We start from the raw sequence: 17,455 nt of genomic DNA, 5'->3' as shown, positions 1-17,455 counted from the left end.
CCGTTCAGCCCGGCGCCGGGCCCCAGCCGCCGCCATTGGCGGTGCCGACCAGAACCTCGTCGCCGGGCTGCAGCCTCACGCCGCTGGCGAAGGTGTAGTCCTGGCGGCTGCCGTCTGGATGGCGCACGGCAAGGCCGTTGACGCCGCCGTCCGCGCCGCCATTGGCGCCCCACACCGGCTGGCGGGCGCGGCTGTATCCGGCCGACATGATCGCCGGCGCGCGCAGCCTGTAGCTGGTTTCCATGCCCCGGCCGCCGGCATGTTGGCCCTTGCCCTCGCCGCTGTCACGCGGCCGCTTGTAACCGACATCGAGGCCGTAGCGCGCCTCGCAGATCTCGACCGGGCAGTTGAAGGTCTCGCCGTGGCTGGCCGAATACATCGCGTCGAGCCCGTCGCGCGTCGCGGTCGCGCCCCAGCCGCCCATTTGCGGTTCGACCATGGTGAAGCGGCGGCCGCTGTCGGGATGGTCGCCGGCGATCACCGTGCCGCAGATCGAGGCGAAATGCCCCGCCGGCAGACGCTCCGGCATCGCCCGGGCCATGCAGCGCCACAGCATGTCGTAAAGCCGGATGCGGGTTTCGAAATAATAACCGTGCGGCGCGGTGCCGGTGGCGTGGAAGATCGTGCCCGGCTCGGTGATCACCTCCAGGGCGCGGAACGAGCCCGCATTGGCGAACAGGGTCGGATCGGTCAGCGCCTTGAAGATCATCTGGGCCGAGATCACGGCGCCGTCGCGGCTGGTGTTGTAGGGCGCGGCGCGCTGTTGCGGATTGCCGCTCAGGTCGACGACGAAGCGGTCCTTCGTCACCGTGATCGCGGCCCGCCACAGCGCGCCGTCGTCCTGTTCCTCCTCGACCGTGAACGTGCCTTCCGGCAGGCTGGCGAGACCGGCCAGGCCGCGCCGCTCACCCTCCACGAACAAATCGGCGAGCGCGGCGCGATAGGCGGCGAGCCCGTAGCTCTCGACCAGCTGGCGCACACGGGTCTCGGCCTTGCGGCTGGCCGCGACCTGGGCCCACAGATCGCCGTTGACGAAATCCGGCAGGCGCGAATTGGCGGCGATGATGTCGAACACCGACCGCAGCGGCTGGCCCTCCTCGAACAGTTTGACGGCCGGCAGGCGCAGCCCCTCCTGGAAGATTTCCGACACGTCGACCGACATCGAGCCCGGCGTCATGCCGCCGAGATCGTTCCAGTGCGCGATCGAGGCCGTCCAGGCGACCAGTTCGCCGTTGGCGAAGACCGGCAGCGCGATGACGACGTCGTTGAGATGGGTGACGCCGCCATAATAGGGATCGTTGGTGACATAGCAGTCGCCGTCGCGGATCGCCTCGATCCCGTGCAGCTCGACGATGCGCTTGACCGCCTTGTCGAGCACGCCGACGAAGGTCGGGATGCCGGCGCCGGACGAAACCAGTTCGCCCCTGGCATCGGTGATGCCGGTGCCGACATCGAGCACCTCGTAGATGATCGGGCTCATCGCGGTCTTTTTCAGGACCGCGAACATCTCGTCGGCCGCCGAAACCAGGCTCGCCTGGATGACGGATATCGTAAACGGGTCAGCAGGTTTCGTCATTGTCCTCAAATCCTAAAGGCATGGTGCTCTCGCAACACCTCCCGGATGAACCGGGCGGCGGAGGCCCGGGGATCGTCCCCGGCTCCAAGAAGCAATCCGCCCGGTCGGGCATTTGGTTCATCTGCCGGTATCGACGACGACCTTACCGTAGTTTGCGCGCGGCCCGGAAAGATACCGCCATGCGTCGACATAGGCGTCCATCGGGAAGACCCGGTCGACGTTGGGCGTCAGCTTCCCATCGGTCAAAGCCTTATAGACGAACGCCGTTCCGCGATCCTGCGCGTCCTGGTCCTCGACGTAGTTGAACAGCGAATACATGTGCAGCCAGGCATTCTTCTGCCACATGTCGACATAGGGGATTTTGGGAAGTTCGGCGGTCAGCAGCCCGTAGAGCATCAGCTTGGCGCCGCGCGCCAATGCCGGGCCGTAGCGCAGGACGAAATCGCCGCCGACCGGATCGAACGAGGCATCTATGCCCGCGCCTCCGGTCGCTTCCATCAGAAAATCGGCCAGATCGCCGCTGCCGTCGACATAGACGTGGTCGGCGCCGGACTGCATCAGATAGTCCCGATTTCGTTCCGAGCGCGTGGTCGCGATCATGGTCGCACCGCACAGACGCCCGATTTGCAGAGCGGCGGTCCCGGCGGTGCTCGTGCCCGCGGGAACCAGAATGTTCACCCCCTTCTTCGCACCAGCGAGTTCGACGACCGGGTAGTAGGCGGTCATGTACTGCATCCAGATCGATGCCGCCTCGACGGCACTCATGCCCTCGGGCGCCGGCGTCACATATTTCTGGTCGATGACCAGCGTGTCGGCGCTGGCGCCGCGATTGTAGTAGAAATAGGGCAGCGTGCAGTAGCGCGCGCCGACGGCAATTCCGGTCACGTCCTGTCCCACCGCTTCCACGATCCCGGCGGCTTCCATGCCGATCCGCGCGGGAAAGCTTTCGAAGCTGAAGGAATAATTGTCCTTCATCAGGTCCATGTCGCCCCAGTTGAGGGCAAAGGCCTCGATGTGCATCCTGATCTCGGTCGGTCCGGGCTCGCCCTTTTCGCACGCCGCCAGGCGCAGGCCCTCGTACCCGTCATAGGCGTCGATCACCCATTCTCTCGGCATGTCGTTTCCTCCCGCTGCCGCACCCTCGCGGCCCTTTGATTTTTCGGTGACGGCGCTGTGTCGTTTGTCGGGATCGAGCGCAAAACCGGCGGCTTTGCGCGTTCTCCTCAAGCCTTCGCGACATGCAGATCGCGCGGCAGGTCGGAGAGGATTTCCGGACCGTCGGCGCGCAGCACGACGATTTCCTCCAGGCGGATGCCGAAGCGGCCGGGCAGGTAGATGCCGGGCTCGATGGAAAACACCATGCCCTCCTCCAGCACGGTGTCGGCGGTGGCGGTGATGTAGGGCGGCTCGTGCCCGTCAATGCCCATGCCGTGGCCGGTGCGATGCACGAAATACTCGCCGTAGCCGGCATCGGCGATCACCGTGCGAGCGGCCGCGTCGACCGCGCTCGCCTTCACGCCCGGACGCGCGGCCTTCATCGCCGCCTGGACCGCTTTTTCCACGATGGTGTGGATCTGGCCGTAGCCTTCGGGCGGACGGCCGACTGCGGCCATGCGGGTGATGTCGCTCGGAAAGCCCGCCTTGCGCGCGCCGATGTCGATGACGATCGCATCGCCCTCGGCAAGCGGTCTGTCGCCCGACTGGTGATGGGGAAAGGCGCCGTTCTGTCCGCCGCCGACGATCCAGAACGACGGCACGGCGCCCTCGGCGGCGAAATGGTCCTTGACCGCCTGTGCGAGGTCCTTTTCGGCCATGCCCGGCCGGATCGCGGCGAACGCCTTTTGCATGGCGCGGTCGGCGATTTCGGCGTTCATCTTCAGCTTGGCGATTTCGCCTTCGTCCTTGACCATGCGCAGCCGGCCGAGCGTGCGGTCGGTAAAGGCGTGGGTCGCGCCCGGCAGGGCGTCGAGCACGAGCAGCGCGAAATCGGCCCGCATGGTTTCGTCGAGCACGACGGTTTTCGCTCCCTCGGCGCTGATCGCGGCAAGAGCTTCGCCAAGCGCGGCTTTCGGGCCCCGGTCGTCCGACCAGGTGTGAAAGGCGATCTCTGTGTGCTCGCGGGTGCCTTCGGCATTGAGCGCCGGCATCAGGAACGCCTCTTTCTTGGCGCCCACCAGCAACAGGCAGGGGCGCTCGTCCGGGTGCGGGTGGAAGCCGACCAGCCAGTCCATGTGCGAGCCGGGCGCGATGGCGACGAGGTCGGCCGCTTCGGCTCTCATCGCCTCGCGCAGGCGGGCGAGACGGTCGGCGGTCTGGTTGGAAGAAGGCTCGGTCATGGCGTCCTCGAACGAAAAAATGCTGTCTCGGCGGCCGATCGCCGCCAGGATGGGCCGGCCCGCGTCTGCAGCGCGGGCCGGCCGGTTCAATGTCAGGCGGCGCGGCGGGCCGGGCCTGCCTCCTCGGCCGGCACCACGACGCGGTTGCCGAAGATCTCGCCGTCGTCGAAGCCGCCGAAACGGGCGATCTCGTCCTCGGGCGGCGCCTCGCACGACCATTTGCGCGACGGGATCCAGCCGCACTGGCGCTTGAGGACGGCGGCGTATTCGGCCCGCTTGAGCGCGGCGATCGACGGGTCGATCACCGGCACGCCGAGCTTTCTTTCGACTTCGCGATAAAAGCCGACCTCCATCGTGCAGCCGAGGATCAGCGCTTCGGCGAAATCCTCCTCCACCGCCTTGCGGCCGGCCTCGATCAGCCGGCGGCCGGTCTCGGCGTGGTCGGCCTGGAACTCGGTGACGCCGAGCTCGACATGATAAAAGCCGGACAGCCGGTGCGCGTGGCCGAGATCGTGCACGGTCGACTGCATCTGGTGGACCCATTTGCGACGCCCGACGATGACGCCGAACCGGTTGGAAATGGTCGAGGCGATTTCGCACGACGACTGGCACGGCGCGGTGACGATCATGTCGCCGGAAATCTCGCGCGCGTCGTGCAACGCGGTATCGTAGAAGCAGCCGATCGCGAGCGCGTCGAACCCTTCCCTGGCGGCCTGGCGCGCCGCGCGGATGATGCCGCGGGTGACCATCGCCTCGTAGGAACGGTACTCGATATGGGTGAAGCCGCCCTCGGCCTCCGGCAGCGAGGTCACGTGCACCTCGGTGCCCGGCAGCTTGTGGTCGCGGGCCATGGCGGCAAAAATGTCGTCATAGGCCGCGCTGCTCGCCAGCGGATTGAGATACATGATCTTCAGCGGTGTCTGGGTCATTTCATCCTCCTTCCCATGAGCCGGCGCTCAGCCGGCGTAACCGTAGACTTCCTTCGCCCGCTCCGGCGTGATCAGGCCGTTCTTGATGTCCTGCTCGATCGCGGCGCGGTCGCGCTCCTTCGGGTCGCCGATACCGCCGCCATTGCCGGTCACCACGCGGATGACGTCGTCGGTGTGGGTGGTTAGGCCGGACACGAAGGAGAATTTCTCCCGCTCGCCGTCCTTGCGGATCACCTCGACATAGTTGGGGGAACCCTCCTTGCCGCCGTCGAGCGACCAGGGCGGGAACTTCGAGCGCGTGTAGCCGGCTGTCAGAAAGCCGTTGTCGGCGCGCAGCCGGTAGTCCATCACGATGCCGCGCCCGCCAGTGAATTTGCCTTCGCCGCCCGGCTCCAGGTTGAGCTCCATGCGGTCGACCAGAAGCCCGTTGCGCGCCTCGTTGATCTCGGCCGGGCAATTGTAGGTCTCGCCGTGAAAACCACAGAAGATCGCTGAATTGCCGTCGCGCCCGCGGCTGGCGCCCCAGCCGCCGAGCTGCGGCTCGATGATGGTGTATTGCCGGCCGGTATCGGGGTGGATGCCGCCGATGAAGGTGCCGCACACCGAGGCGAAATGGCCCGAGGCGAGGCGCTCGGGCATATGCGGGGCGAGACAGCGCCACATGATGTCGTACACGCGCAGCTCGATCTCGTAATAGAACCCGATCGGCGCCGGCTCCTTGGCATGGAACACCGAACCCTCGCGGGTCAGGAGCCGGATCGGACGGAACGAGCCTTCGTTGGCCGGCGAATAGGGGTCGGTCAGCGACTTGAAGATCATCTGCGCGGCGACCATGACGCCGTCGCGGCTGGTGTTGACCGGATTGTCCGACTGGTCGGGATTGTCGAGCAGATCGACGGTGAACGTGTCGTCGTCGATGGTGATCTTGACGTTGAAGATACGCCCGTCGTCCTGCTCCTCCGACAGTTCGAACGTGCCCTTGGGCAGGTTGGCGAGTTCCTTCAAAGAGACCTGCTCGCCGAAATCCATGAACGAGGCCATGGCGTTCTCGAACGTGCCGACGCCGTATTTTTCGGCGATCTCCTGCAGGCGCTTGCCGCCGATGCGCACCGAGGCGATCGCCGCCCACACATCGCCTTCCAGCACGTCGGGCATGCGCGAATTGACCTTGATGATCTCCATCACCGAGCGGATCGTCTCGCCCTTGGCGATCAGCTTGATCGCCGGCAGCCGCAGCCCTTCCTGGAAGATTTCGCTCGCCTCGCCGCTCAGCGAGCCCGGCGCCATGCCGCCGACATCGGAATTATGGGCGATGTTGGCCGTCCAGGCGATAATGCGGCCGCCGGCGAAGACCGGCATGGCGACGATGATGTCGTTCAAATGGGTGACGCCGCCGTAATAGGGATCGTTGGTGGCGAAGACGTCGCCGGGCTCGATGTCGCCCGGCTTGGAGAATTTCTCCACGATCACCTTCACCGCCTTGTCGAGCACGCCGATGAAGGCGGGAATGCCGGCGCCGGAGGAGGCGAGCGCGCCCTTGGCGTCGGTGATGCCGGTGCCCATGTCGAGCACCTCGTAGATGATCGAGCTCATCGCCGTCTTTTTCATCACCGCGAACATCTCGTCGGCCGTCGCCTGCAGGGAGTTCTGGATGATCTCGAGCGTGATCGGGTCGTTCGAAGCGTTCGCCATCTCGCCTCTCCTCACTGCGACAGAGTGATGTGGATATTGCCGTAACCGTCGATTTCGACCGCGTTGCCGGGATGGATGACCACCGTGGTGCCGGGGTCCTCCACGATTGCCGGGCCGTCGAAACGCATGCCCGGTTCCAGCTTGGTGCCGTCGTAGATCGCGGCCGTGTGGACGCCTTCCAGCGCGTAGTCGACGTCGCGGTTCCCCTTCAGGGCCGCGCTCGACGGCGTGCCGGTCGGCTGGTGCTCGGTCATGGTCAGCTTGCCGACCTCGGCCGAGGCGACCAGATGGATGCCGACCAGTTCCACCGGCGCCTCGAGGCGGTAGGTGTATTCGCGCTCATAGGCCTCGTGGAAGGCGGCCTCGATGCCGGCGAGGCGGTCGTCGGTGATGGCGCCCTCCTCGATCAGCACTTCGGTGGTGTGCTCCTGGTTCTGGTAGCGGAACTTGCCGTAGCGCAGGAACTTGACCTTTTCGGCCGGCACGCCCTCGTCGGTGAACTGCTTGCGCGCCTGGGCCTCGGTTTCGGCGAACAGCGCCTCGACCGCCTTGGCCGCGCCGGGCTTGAGGTCGGCCAGCCTGGTGACGAAATAGTCGCGGCGCAGGTCCGACATCATCATGCCCCAGGCCGAAAACACCGCGGCGCCGGCCGGCACGACCACCTTCTTGACGCCGAGCTCCTGGCCCAGCGCCACGGCATGCATGGCGCCGCCGCCGCCGAAGGCGACCAGGGTGAAGTCGCGCGGGTCGTGGCCGCGGTTGAGCGAAACCAGCTTGAGTGCGTTGACCATGTTGTTGTTGGCGATGCGGATGATGCCGCGCGCGGCCTCCTCGGCGTCGACGCCGAGCTTGTCGCCGACGGCGCGGATCGCCTTTTCCGAGGCCGCCATGTCGGCGGTGACCTCGCCGCCGCAGAAATAGTCGCGGTTGATGCGGCCGAGCCAGAGATTGGCGTCGGTGGTGGTGGCGTTGTCGCCGCCGCGGCCATAGGCGGCCGGGCCGGGCATGGCGCCGGCCGATTGCGGGCCGACATGCAGCTTGCCGAAATCGTCGACCCAGGCGATCGAGCCGCCGCCATTGCCGATCTCGACCAGGTCGACCACCGGCACCATGATCGGATAGCCGGCCGAGGTGCGGTCGCGCTCGATCCAGTAATCGGTCATGATCTTGACCTGGCCGTCCTCGATCAGCGAGCATTTCGCCGTCGTGCCGCCGATGTCGAGCGCCAGCACGTTGGGCGCGCCGATCAGCTTGCCGAGCTCGGCCGCGCCCCAGAAGCCCGAGGCCGGACCGGATTCCACCATGGTGATCGGGATCTTGGAAACGCTTTCCAGAGAATCGACCCCGCAATTGGACTGCATGATGTAGGGGCTGCCCTTGAGACCCTTGTCCTTGAGCCCGCCGGCCAGCCGCGACAGATAGCGCTCGGCGATCGGCTGCACATAGGCCGACAGCACGGCGGTGTTGGTGCGCTCGTATTCGCGCCATTCGCGGGTGATCTGGTGCGAGGACACGACCGAGACCTCCGGCCACAATCTGCGCACCTCGGCGAGCGCGGCCTGCTCGTGCGACAGATTGGCGTAGGAATGCAGGAAGCTGATCGCCACCGCCTCGACGCCATCGGCCTTGAAATCGTCGAGGATCGCGGCAAGGCCGGAAAGGTCGAGCGGCTTCATCTCCTCGCCCTTGTAGCTGATGCGGCCGGGCAGCTCGCGGCGCAGATAGCGCGGCACGAAGGGTTTCGGTTTCTCGTAGTGCAGGTTGAAGAAGTCGGGCCGGTTGCCGCGCGCGATCTCCAGCGTGTCGCGGAAACCCTCGGTGGTGATCAGGCCGACCTTGACGCCCTTGCGCTCGGTCAGGGCGTTGATGACCACGGTCGTGCCGTGCGCCAGGAAGTCGATCGCGGCGGGGTCGACGCCGGCCTTGGCGATGACGTTGAGCACGCCCTGTTCGAAATCGGGCGGCGTGGTGTCGGACTTCGCCGTGACGATGCGGGCCTCGCCGGTCGTGCCGTCGGTCTCGAAGCACACCAGGTCGGTGAAGGTTCCGCCGACATCGGTCGTGACGCGGATGGTGTTTGCGGCCATTGTCAGGCTCCCCTGGGCTGAAGGCGTTCGTTCAGGAGCAGGCAGACCATGCCGGGAAGCTTGAGCGCTTCGGCGGCGGCGACCCGCTCGGGTGTGTAGAAACCGGCTTCGTGCAGGCAGTTGATGGTGCCGGCGACCTTGCCGTCGATCAGGATCGGTACGTTGATGACGCTTTCGCAGCCGAGCGCGCGGATCAGCTCGTGGTCGTCGAAGACGGCGCGGATGCCGTCGATGTCGTTGGCCACGAAGGTCTTCTTCTCGCCGATCACCTGACGCGACCAGTCGGTTTCGTTGGCCGGCTTGGTGCCGGAAACGGGATAGGCGTCGGGCATGTTGGAGTAGATCCGCCCGGCAACGCCGTTCTTGGCGTCGTGAGTCATGATGGTGAACAGTTTCACGCCGACGATCTGCTCGGTCAGCGCGCACAATGCGTCGAAGGCGGCCTGTGGCTGGTTGTCGGCGCGCGCGGCCTCGTTCAAGAATGACGCGTAGTCAGGCGGCTGCATTGTCGTTCTCCATCAAGCGGTTGCGCAACGCCACCTCCGCGTCGGTGACCACCGGCACGGCGGCGATCAGGCGGCGGGTATAGGCGTGCTGCGGATTGGCGAATATCGCTTCGGTCGTGCCCAGCTCGCGCAGGCAGCCCTTCTCGAACACGGCGACGCGATCGGCGATGTTGCGCACCACCGACAGGTCGTGGGTGATGAACACATAGGTCAGCCCGCGCTTGTCGCGCAGCTCGGCGAGCAGCTTCAAAACCCGCGCCTGGACAAGCACGTCGAGCGCCGAGGTCGGCTCGTCGAGCACGACCAGGTCGGATTCGCTGGCAAGCGCACGCGCGATCGCCACGCGCTGGCGCTGGCCGCCCGACAGGGCCGCGGGCGAGCGGCTCATGAACTCAGCCGGCAGGCCGACCTCCTCGAGCAGCCGCCCGACCCTGTCGGCGCGGTGCGAGCGGTCGCCGATGCCGTGCACGTCGAGCGGCAGGCGCAGCGACGCGCCCACGGAGCGGCGCGGGTTGAGCGAGGAGAGCGGGTTCTGCTGGACGAGCTGGATCGCGCGGCGATGGCGCAGCTCGCGCCGCGCCGGCAGCACGTCGCCGCGCCAGGCGATCGTGCCCATCGAGGGCGGGTAGATGCCGAGGATCATGTTGGCGATGGTCGACTTGCCCGACCCGCTCTCGCCGACGATCGCCAGGCACTCGCCCTCCACGACGTCGAACGAGACGTCGTCGACGGCGCGGATCTCGCGCTGGCCGAGCGTGAAGACCTTGGAGACGTTGCGCAACGACAAAAGACCGGTCATGCCGCGCCCTCCGGTTCGCCGCAGCCCTCGTGCACGACGAGCGGCTGGAAATAGTCCTCCGACACGTCCTCGATCTCGGGAATGCCGCCGCCGGTGATGCGCGGCACCGCCGCTAAAAGCGCGCGCGTATAGGGATGGCGCGGGTCGGCGAACAGGCCCTCGGCGGTGGCGTGCTCGACGATGCGGCCCTTGTAGATGACGTAGACCCGGTCGGCGAACTCGCGCACCACACCGAGATTATGCGAAATGAACAGCACCGAGGTGTGGTGCTGTTCGACCATGTCGCGCATCAGCGCCAGCGTCTGCGCCTGGACGGTGACGTCGAGCGCCGTGCCCGGCTCGTCGGCGATCAAAAGCGACGGCTCGTTGGCGAGCGCCATGGCGATCATCACGCGCTGGTTCATGCCGCCGGAGAGCTGGAAGGAATAGGAGTCCAGCGCGCGCTCAGGCTCGGGGATGGCGACGGCCGAAAGCAGCGCGGCGGCCCTGTCGCGGGCGGCGGCCTCGGAGATCGCCGGATCGGCGCGCTTCAGGACCTCGTGAAACTGAGGCGCGATCCGGTAGACCGGATTGAGCGAGGAGGTCGGATCCTGGAAGATCATCGACATTCTGGTGCCGCGCAGCGCGTGGCGCTCGCGCGCCGACAGGCGGTCGAGATCGCGGCCCTCGAATTCGACCGTGCCGGAGATGCGGGCGTTCTTGAGCTCCTGCAGCAGGCCGAGAACGATGCGCGCGGTGACCGACTTGCCGGAGCCGGATTCGCCGACCAGCGCGACGCGCTCGCCCTTGTTGATATGGAGCGAGATGCCGTGCAGCACCTCGACCGGCCCGGCCCAGGTCCGGAAGCCGAGGCCGAGATCGGCGATCCGCAGCGTCGGCGCGCTCATTGGTCGACCCCCAGAATGTCGCGCAGCGCGTCGCCGAGCAGGTTGAAGCCGAACACCGCGACCAGAATCGCCAGCCCCGGAAACACCGTCAGCCACCAGGAATCGGGCAGGTATTTCGCGCCGTCGGCGACCATCGAGCCGAGATCGGGCGTCGGGGGCTGCACGCCGAGGCCGAGGAAGGACAGCGAGGAGGCGATCAGGATGACGAAACCCAGGTCGAGCGTCATCTTGGTGACGATCGACGGCACGCAATTGGGCAGGATCTCGCGGAAGATGATATGCGGCTTGGAAGCGCCGATCACCTCGGCGGCCAGCACGTAGCCCTCTTCCTTCTCGGAACGGGTCAGATTGTAGACCAGCCTCGTATACCAGGGCCACCACATCGCGGTGACGGCCAGCATGCCGTTGGTCAGCGTCGGCTCCAGCAGGCCCATCATCGACATGGCCAGCACCAGCGGCGGGATCGACAGGAACACGTCGGTGATGCGCATCAGCACATATTCCGTCCAGCCGCCGATATAGCCGGCGACCAGCCCGATCGTCACGCCGACGGGAACCGCGATCGCCAGCACGACCACGCCGAGCAGCAGCGAGATGCGGTAGGCGTAGAGGATGCGCGAGAACAGGTCGCGCCCGACCAGATCGGTGCCGAACAGATAGGGCCATTCGGGCGGCTTGTTGAAATTGGCGAAATCGACCACCGCGCCCCGATGCTCGGGGAACGGCGCGATGAAGTCGGCAAACAGCGCGCCGAACACCACCAGCGCAATCAGGATCACGCCGGTCAGCGACAGCGGATTGCGCACCAGGATATAGGCTGCCCGCTTCATGACGCCCTCTGCGAATAACGGATGCGTGGATTGATGAAGGCGATCAGGAGGTCGACGATGATGTTGACCAGCAGGAACATGGCCGAGATGATCAAGACCGTGCCGACAATGGCGTTCAGGTCCTTGCGCAGGATCACCGCGACGCCGTAGCGCGACAGGCCCGGCCAGGCGAACACCGCCTCCACCAGGAAGGCGTTGCCGAGCATGGCCGCGAAATCGAGGCCGATGATCGTCAGCGAAGGGATCAGCGAGGGACGGAAGGCGAAGCGCCGCGCGATGCGCCGCTCGGGGAAACCGTAGGAGCGCGCCATCTCGATGAACGGCTTGTCGTAGGTCTCGACCATGTTGGAGCGCGTCAGCCGCGCCGCCTGGCCGATGCCCGACAGCGACAGCGCGAAGGCCGGCAGCACGATATGCCAGGCGGCGTTGCCGAAAGCGGCGAGATTGCCGGCGATGAGCGTGTCGATGGTCAGGAAACCTGTGACGGAAGCGATGGCGTAGCTGTCGGCGATGCGCCCGGCGATCGGAAACAGCGGCAGATAGAAGGCGAAGATCAGCATCAGGATCACCGCCCAGACGAAACTGGGCGCCGACACGCCGAGCAGCGTGAAGATGCGCACGGCATGGTCGGCCCACGAGCCGCGATAGCGCGCCGCGATCACGCCGAGCGGCAGGCCGATCAGGATCATCATCAAGCCCGCGACCACGATCAGCTCCAGTGTCGCGGGCAGGAACTGGGCGATGTCGGCCGTCACCGGCCGGTTCGTATAGAGCGATATGCCGAGATCGCCGCGCGACAGGTCGCGCAGGAAATAACCGTACTGGACCGGAAGCGCCTCATCGAGATGCAGCCGATCGCGCAGCGCCTCGACCTGTTCGGCCGTGGCGTTGGGGCCGAGCGCGATGCGCGCGGGATCGCCGGGGATGACCCGGGCGATGGTGAAGATCAGCATGGAGACCCCGACAAGGACGATCAGGGAGGTCCCCAGCCGCTTCGCAAGGAGGCGGACGACTGGCGGCATGATGCTTACCCGTGATGCACGGTGCCGGCCGACGGCGCTTGCCGCCGGCCGGCGTCCTGGGAGTTACTCTCCGGTCATTTCCATGAGCCGGAAGGTGAAGCCGAAACCGTCCAGCCCGAACGCCTTGGCGGGATCGGACAGCGCCGGCACCTTGACCCGGTTGGAGGCGGCGAAGATCGACTGGCGATCATAGGCGTAGATCGACGGGGCGATCTCCATCAGCCGGTCGTTGAGGGCCGTATAGGCGGCCTGGCGGCCTTCGTCGCTGGTCTCCGCGCGCCCCTTCTCCAGGGCGGCGTCCACCGCCTCGTCCTTCAGATATTCCGGCGACTGCCAGGTGCCCGCGGCCGAGGAGTGATACATCGGATAAAGCAGCGTATCGGGATCGCCGGTGACGGCGTTGGCGAAGATCTGCGAGATATGCGGCGTATTCTCGGGCTTGGTCACCTGTTCGGTGAACAGCGCCCAGGGCAGTTTCCTGATCTCCGACTTGATGCCGAGCTCGGCGAAGTTCGCCTGCATGAGAAGCGCAAACCGCTCTTCGATCGGAACCTCGCCGATCCAGGAGATTTCGAGATTGAAATCCTCGGGCTTGTATTTGCACGCGGCCAGGTACTCTTTGGCCTTTTCCAGATCGCGGTTCATCGCGTCGGAGGCTGGCCTGGCGCCGTACATGCCGACAGGAACGCCGCCGGTGGACGGCGATCCCTGCGCGACGTCGTCGGTGACGGCCACCATCTTGAGGCCGGAGGCGTAGTCATAGGCACTGGCGAGCGCGAGCCGGCAATTGACGTCATCGAGCGGCGCCTTGGCGGTGTTCATCTTGATGTAGAAGGCGCCGCCGCCGGTCTCCTTGAGCATCTGGGCACCGTCGGCGGCAAGCGATTTCAGCACTTCCGGCGGCAGCCATTGCGAGGAGATGTCGTGCTCGCCCTGCGCGATCAGCGTGCGCACGGTCGCCGCCTCGAGCCCGTAGCGGAAGCGTACCGTGTCCGGCGCGACCTCGGCCACACCGAGGAAGTAGTCGGCGTTCTTGGCCATCACCGTTTCTTCCTGCGGATTGTGCGAGACGACCTTGTAGGCGCCGGTGCCCGCCCCGTTGGCCGACAGGAAGGCCTGGCCCCAATCCTTCATCTCGCCGTCGCCCTCGCCGAGATTTTCCATCACCAGCTTCTTGTCGACGATCGGCAGGCGCACCAGCGAGGCCACGAACGGCGAATAAGGCTGGGAGAGCTTGAAGCGGACCGTGGCATCGTCGACCTTTTCGACGCCGTCGACATTCTTGAACAGGAAGGACAGGCCCTGACCGAGCGCCTTCATGCGCTCGAAGGAGAACACCACATCGTCGGCCGTCAGCGGATTTCCGCTCTGGAATTTCACGTCCTGGCGCAGCTTGAAGACGAAGTCATTGCCATCGGCTTCGTAGCTTTCGGCCAGATGCGGCACGTAGCCGGGTCCGCCCTGGGCCGGGATGACCAGCGTATCGTAGATGTTGAACATCAAGATGGAGTCGGCGTAGTCGGTCGCCTTGCCGGGATCGAGTTCACCGACCGGAACCTCGTCGAGACGCAGCACGGTTTCGGCGAGCGCGGGCGCGGCCCCGAGCGTGGTTGCGGCAAGCAGCGCCGCGGCAAGCGATTTCGAAATCCTGTTCATCACAATTCCCCTATGGTTTCTGGCTCTTGACGGTTGCTTGGTGGCGGCCGCCCTTCTTGCGCACCGCCGGCACGACGCTGTGCGTCGCATCGTCCGGCTCGTCGCCGAACACGTCCATCGTGCAGGTGTGCAGGATGGTCGACGGCGCGCCGGTATGGTTCCAGGACGAATGGACCCTGGTCGACGGAAAATGGATCGAATCGCCCGGCTCGAGGATATGGACCTCACCCTCGACCTCGACCGTGATCCCGCCGGCAAGCACGTAGAAGATTTCCTCGCCCTCGTGCGCGATCGGCTCCGAGCGGTATCCGGGCGGCTCGTGGATGATGACGCTGCGCAGGACGTTGCCCGGGAACGAGGCCGACAGCCTCTCGTAAACGAGCGAATTCGAGCCGACCGCGTAATGCGGACGTTGGTCGTGCCGGGTGGTCGGAACGGTCAGTTGCGGCTGGGCGAGGAATTCCGAAACATGCACCTTGAGCACGCGCGCGACCGACACCAGCGAGGACAGAGACGGAGTGGTGATGCCGCGTTCGATCTGGGAGATGAAACCGACCGACAGACCCGCGCCTTCGGCAACATGTTTGAGCGTCAGGCCGAGTTCACGACGTCGTGCCCTGAGCCGTTCGCCCAGCGGATCCTGGCTGGCGGCGCCGTTGCCTTCGCGTGCGACCTGCTCGTCCACAATCGCTCCCTCGATCGTTTTAGTATTTGTAAAAAACGATGCCTTTGCCGGTGCCGTGAGTCAAGCAGAATTTTAGTCAGGCTAAAACTCTGAAATCGCGGCACGAATCGCCCCGCCATGCAGATCCGCATGTGTCGCCGCGCCGCGACGCGTCCGTGCACCGTCGCAAAACGTCCATCCGGCTGTCAGACGGCTGACATGCGCGGCGGGCAGGTTCGCGGGCTACGAATCACTCCGCCGCGCGCGGCGCGGACCAGACTGGAAAGGAATCATCATCATGGAAAACGGTGTCGCGGGAACGGGACTTTCGGCGCGCAAGCGACAGGACGATCTGTCGGATTTCGCCGCGGAGCTCGACCTGATCGAGGCGCTGGGCGTCGAGTCGATCGAACTGCCGATCTTCGATCTCGACGTGATCGTCGGCGGCAAGATCCGTCGGCCGCGCCTTGAGGAGATCAAGCGCGCCTGCGCCGGCCGGCCGGTGGCGTTTTCCGTGCACGGGCCGCTCGCCATCAACTTCATGGACGAGGCGCGGCGGCTGCCGCGCCATCTCGATGTCTTGTCGGCCTCGCTCGAGGTGGCGGCCGAACTGGGCGCCAGGCACTATGTCGTCCATTCCGGGCTGGCGCGCCACCAGTCGGGCGACGGGCTGAAGGCGGCCTATCACCGGCAGCGCGAATGGCTGGCGCGGGCCGGCGACATCGCCCGCCAGAACGGGCTTTATCTGTGCGTGGAAACGATGTTCGGCGGCTATGACGGCAGCGTACACGCCTCCTCGCCGCGCCGGCTGGCGGACGAGCTGGCCGCGATCGCCCATCCCAACGTGGCGGCAACGATCGATTTCAGCCACGCCTATATCAATCTCGACTTCGCCGGGGCGCGCCAGAACTTCGTCGCGGAGATCAAGGCGCTGGCGCCCTATGGCCGCCATCTGCATGTCCACGACAGTTTCGGCCGCCAGGACGACATCTGGATGTTCACCATCGGCGAGCGCCTGGCCTATGGCCATGGCGACCTGCATCTGCCGGTCGGCTGGGGCGACCTGCCGTGGGAGGAAATCCTCGCCGAATGCGTTTTTCCCGAAGGCGTCGTCTTCAATATCGAACTGCAGCAGCGCTACTGGTACGCCGCTCAGGAGGCCGTCGACGCGACCAAGGCGCTGGCGGCGCGGGCGCGCACCACGGCACACGCCGCGGCGGCCTGATCCGGCCTCTTCCGGCACCGCGCCGGCCGCGTTGCCGGCGCGGCCCGCCAAAATTCCGGCCCCGTGCTTGCCGCGCCGGGCCGGTTTGCGACATGGTGGCCACCCCGATCCCGGAAGCGCCCTTCTTCCCCTTTAAGCGGACACCTTGAATGAGCGATGCCGTCACCTTCGTCCACCTGACCGACCTGCACGCCGTCGCCGCGCCCGAGGCCGGGGACGATGCCTGCCTCGGCAATCTCGACCGGCTGGCGGCGGTGATGGCGACGATCGCGGCAATCGCGCCGCGCCCCGATTTCGTCGTGGTCAGCGGCGACATCACCGACCGCGGCGATCCGGACAGCTACCGGCGAGTGCGCGCTGTCATCGAGGCGCACGGCCTGAAAACCCTCTACGCGCTCGGCAATCACGACAGCCGGCCGGGTTTTTACGCCGGCATGCTCGACGATCCGGCCGGCGCGACCGCCCCTTACTGCCACGAGCGGCTGATCGGCGGCCTGCACATCGTCACGCTCGACACCAGCGTTGCCGGCAAGGTGGCCGGCGCGCTTGGCGCGGACCAGTTCGCCTTTTTGGACGCCGCGCTGCGGCGCCATCCGGAAGCGGCGAAGCTGCTGGTCATGCACCACGCGCCGCTGGTCGCGCCCGGCACCGTCTATGGCTGGGAAAGCCTCGGCGCGGCCGATACGCAGCGCCTGGCGGACGCCATCGCCGGCCACCCCGTCGCCGGCATTGTAACCGGCCACGTCCACTACGACCGCGTTGCGATGTGGAACGGCGTGCCGGTCGTCACCACCACCGGGCTCCACAACGCCAACGACGTGCTTTATCGCGACGGGCTGCGGTTCGTGGCCGGCGGATCGTTCGCTTTGTGCAGCGTGCGCGACGGCGCTCTGTCGGTCGCCTTCGTGCCGCTCGCGTCCGACCGGCGCGAGCTGGCCATTCTCGACGCGGCGACGGTGCGCGGCTTCTCCTGAGCCGTTTTCGGCCCGAAAAACCCGTCGATTCGGCCACAGAAACTGCGATTTTTTCTGCCAAAATTTCCAAAAATCGCAAAAGTGCTGCCAAAACCGCGATTTTTTCGCGCAAGACTGCGCGTGTTTGAGCGGCCTTCCGGCTCACAAAATTTCGCCGGCGCGACACCGGCCGTAGCCTTGTTGCGATCATGGTCCGCCCGCCCGGATGGACGCGAGTTTTTCTTGCGTCGGCCAGGCGAAGGTGGATGATCAGGGTTCGGGAGGAGACGGCG

The 17,455-nt window shown here is 66.1% G+C and carries 15 protein-coding genes; 2 read left to right on the top strand and 13 right to left on the bottom strand.

Going from position 1 to position 17,455, the window contains the following annotated elements:
• Window positions 1-4 precede the first annotated feature (4 nt).
• The 13 genes from ACT2B0_RS01515 to ACT2B0_RS01455 all read right to left on the bottom strand — a co-directional run bounded on the left by ACT2B0_RS01515 (window position 5) and on the right by ACT2B0_RS01455 (window position 15,005).
• Complete coding sequence (locus ACT2B0_RS01515; protein ID WP_473460746.1) at window positions 5-1,576, bottom strand: hydantoinase B/oxoprolinase family protein; 1,572 nt, start codon at window positions 1,574-1,576, stop codon at window positions 5-7.
• 117 nt (window positions 1,577-1,693) lie between these two features.
• Complete coding sequence (locus ACT2B0_RS01510) at window positions 1,694-2,692, bottom strand: zinc-binding dehydrogenase (protein WP_473460745.1); 999 nt, start codon at window positions 2,690-2,692, stop codon at window positions 1,694-1,696.
• 107 nt (window positions 2,693-2,799) lie between these two features.
• A complete protein-coding gene (locus ACT2B0_RS01505) occupies window positions 2,800-3,912 on the bottom strand; it encodes a M24 family metallopeptidase (RefSeq protein WP_473460743.1) in 1,113 nt (370 codons plus the stop codon).
• A gap of 92 nt (window positions 3,913-4,004) precedes the next feature.
• On the bottom strand, window positions 4,005-4,841 hold the full coding sequence (locus tag ACT2B0_RS01500; RefSeq protein ID WP_473460741.1) for an aspartate/glutamate racemase family protein: 837 nt from the start codon (window positions 4,839-4,841) through the stop codon (window positions 4,005-4,007).
• 27 nt (window positions 4,842-4,868) lie between these two features.
• The gene (locus ACT2B0_RS01495) at window positions 4,869-6,533 is read right to left on the bottom strand and encodes a hydantoinase B/oxoprolinase family protein (protein ID WP_473460739.1); all 1,665 of its coding nucleotides are present in this window, start codon (window positions 6,531-6,533) and stop codon (window positions 4,869-4,871) included.
• 11 nt (window positions 6,534-6,544) lie between these two features.
• The gene (locus ACT2B0_RS01490) at window positions 6,545-8,620 is read right to left on the bottom strand and encodes a hydantoinase/oxoprolinase family protein (protein ID WP_473460738.1); all 2,076 of its coding nucleotides are present in this window, start codon (window positions 8,618-8,620) and stop codon (window positions 6,545-6,547) included.
• Window positions 8,621-8,622: 2 nt separating this feature from the next.
• Entirely contained in the window at window positions 8,623-9,126 is a 504-nt protein-coding gene (locus tag ACT2B0_RS01485; protein WP_473460736.1) for a GAF domain-containing protein, read from the bottom strand.
• Window positions 9,113-9,925 carry an ABC transporter ATP-binding protein gene (locus ACT2B0_RS01480; protein ID WP_473460735.1) on the bottom strand — a complete coding sequence of 271 codons (813 nt, stop codon included), beginning with the start codon at window positions 9,923-9,925 and terminating at the stop codon, window positions 9,113-9,115. Before ACT2B0_RS01480 ends, ACT2B0_RS01485 begins: the two co-directional genes overlap by 14 nt.
• Entirely contained in the window at window positions 9,922-10,812 is an 891-nt protein-coding gene (locus ACT2B0_RS01475; RefSeq protein WP_473460733.1) for an ABC transporter ATP-binding protein, read from the bottom strand. Before ACT2B0_RS01475 ends, ACT2B0_RS01480 begins: the two co-directional genes overlap by 4 nt.
• The gene (locus ACT2B0_RS01470) at window positions 10,809-11,642 is read right to left on the bottom strand and encodes an ABC transporter permease (protein ID WP_473460731.1); all 834 of its coding nucleotides are present in this window, start codon (window positions 11,640-11,642) and stop codon (window positions 10,809-10,811) included. The genes ACT2B0_RS01475 and ACT2B0_RS01470 overlap by 4 nt, the downstream gene beginning before the upstream one ends.
• Complete coding sequence (locus tag ACT2B0_RS01465; RefSeq protein ID WP_473460729.1) at window positions 11,639-12,664, bottom strand: ABC transporter permease; 1,026 nt, start codon at window positions 12,662-12,664, stop codon at window positions 11,639-11,641. The genes ACT2B0_RS01470 and ACT2B0_RS01465 overlap by 4 nt, the downstream gene beginning before the upstream one ends.
• 63 nt (window positions 12,665-12,727) lie before the next feature.
• Window positions 12,728-14,320 carry an ABC transporter substrate-binding protein gene (locus tag ACT2B0_RS01460; protein ID WP_473460727.1) on the bottom strand — a complete coding sequence of 531 codons (1,593 nt, stop codon included), beginning with the start codon at window positions 14,318-14,320 and terminating at the stop codon, window positions 12,728-12,730.
• 10 nt (window positions 14,321-14,330) lie between these two features.
• A complete protein-coding gene (locus ACT2B0_RS01455) occupies window positions 14,331-15,005 on the bottom strand; it encodes a helix-turn-helix domain-containing protein (RefSeq protein WP_473460725.1) in 675 nt (224 codons plus the stop codon).
• 277 nt (window positions 15,006-15,282) lie between these two features.
• On the opposite strand from ACT2B0_RS01455, the gene ACT2B0_RS01450 reads away from it, so the two are divergent.
• Both ACT2B0_RS01450 and ACT2B0_RS01445 read left to right on the top strand, forming a co-directional pair.
• Window positions 15,283-16,209, top strand: a complete 927-nt coding sequence (locus ACT2B0_RS01450; protein ID WP_473460724.1) for a sugar phosphate isomerase/epimerase family protein — start codon at window positions 15,283-15,285, stop codon at window positions 16,207-16,209.
• Between the two features lie 149 nt (window positions 16,210-16,358).
• Window positions 16,359-17,183 carry a metallophosphoesterase gene (locus ACT2B0_RS01445; RefSeq protein ID WP_473460722.1) on the top strand — a complete coding sequence of 275 codons (825 nt, stop codon included), beginning with the start codon at window positions 16,359-16,361 and terminating at the stop codon, window positions 17,181-17,183.
• Window positions 17,184-17,455 lie beyond the last annotated feature (272 nt).

This window comes from Nitratireductor sp. J20-h4, assembly GCF_056780505.1.
This window is presented reverse-complemented; position numbering and strand designations above follow the sequence as displayed.

Coding starts and splice junctions, on each gene's coding strand:
- ACT2B0_RS01460 (WP_473460727.1), bottom strand. CDS start 14,320: ATGAACAGGATTTCGAAATCGCTTGCCGCGGCGCTGCTTGCCGCAACC.
- ACT2B0_RS01490 (WP_473460738.1), bottom strand. CDS start 8,620: ATGGCCGCAAACACCATCCGCGTCACGACCGATGTCGGCGGAACCTTC.
- ACT2B0_RS01465 (WP_473460729.1), bottom strand. CDS start 12,664: ATGCCGCCAGTCGTCCGCCTCCTTGCGAAGCGGCTGGGGACCTCCCTG.
- ACT2B0_RS01485 (WP_473460736.1), bottom strand. CDS start 9,126: ATGCAGCCGCCTGACTACGCGTCATTCTTGAACGAGGCCGCGCGCGCC.
- ACT2B0_RS01445 (WP_473460722.1), top strand. CDS start 16,359: ATGAGCGATGCCGTCACCTTCGTCCACCTGACCGACCTGCACGCCGTC.
- ACT2B0_RS01495 (WP_473460739.1), bottom strand. CDS start 6,533: ATGGCGAACGCTTCGAACGACCCGATCACGCTCGAGATCATCCAGAAC.
- ACT2B0_RS01470 (WP_473460731.1), bottom strand. CDS start 11,642: ATGAAGCGGGCAGCCTATATCCTGGTGCGCAATCCGCTGTCGCTGACC.
- ACT2B0_RS01475 (WP_473460733.1), bottom strand. CDS start 10,812: ATGAGCGCGCCGACGCTGCGGATCGCCGATCTCGGCCTCGGCTTCCGG.
- ACT2B0_RS01515 (WP_473460746.1), bottom strand. CDS start 1,576: ATGACGAAACCTGCTGACCCGTTTACGATATCCGTCATCCAGGCGAGC.
- ACT2B0_RS01450 (WP_473460724.1), top strand. CDS start 15,283: ATGGAAAACGGTGTCGCGGGAACGGGACTTTCGGCGCGCAAGCGACAG.
- ACT2B0_RS01505 (WP_473460743.1), bottom strand. CDS start 3,912: ATGACCGAGCCTTCTTCCAACCAGACCGCCGACCGTCTCGCCCGCCTG.
- ACT2B0_RS01480 (WP_473460735.1), bottom strand. CDS start 9,925: ATGACCGGTCTTTTGTCGTTGCGCAACGTCTCCAAGGTCTTCACGCTC.
- ACT2B0_RS01500 (WP_473460741.1), bottom strand. CDS start 4,841: ATGACCCAGACACCGCTGAAGATCATGTATCTCAATCCGCTGGCGAGC.
- ACT2B0_RS01510 (WP_473460745.1), bottom strand. CDS start 2,692: ATGCCGAGAGAATGGGTGATCGACGCCTATGACGGGTACGAGGGCCTG.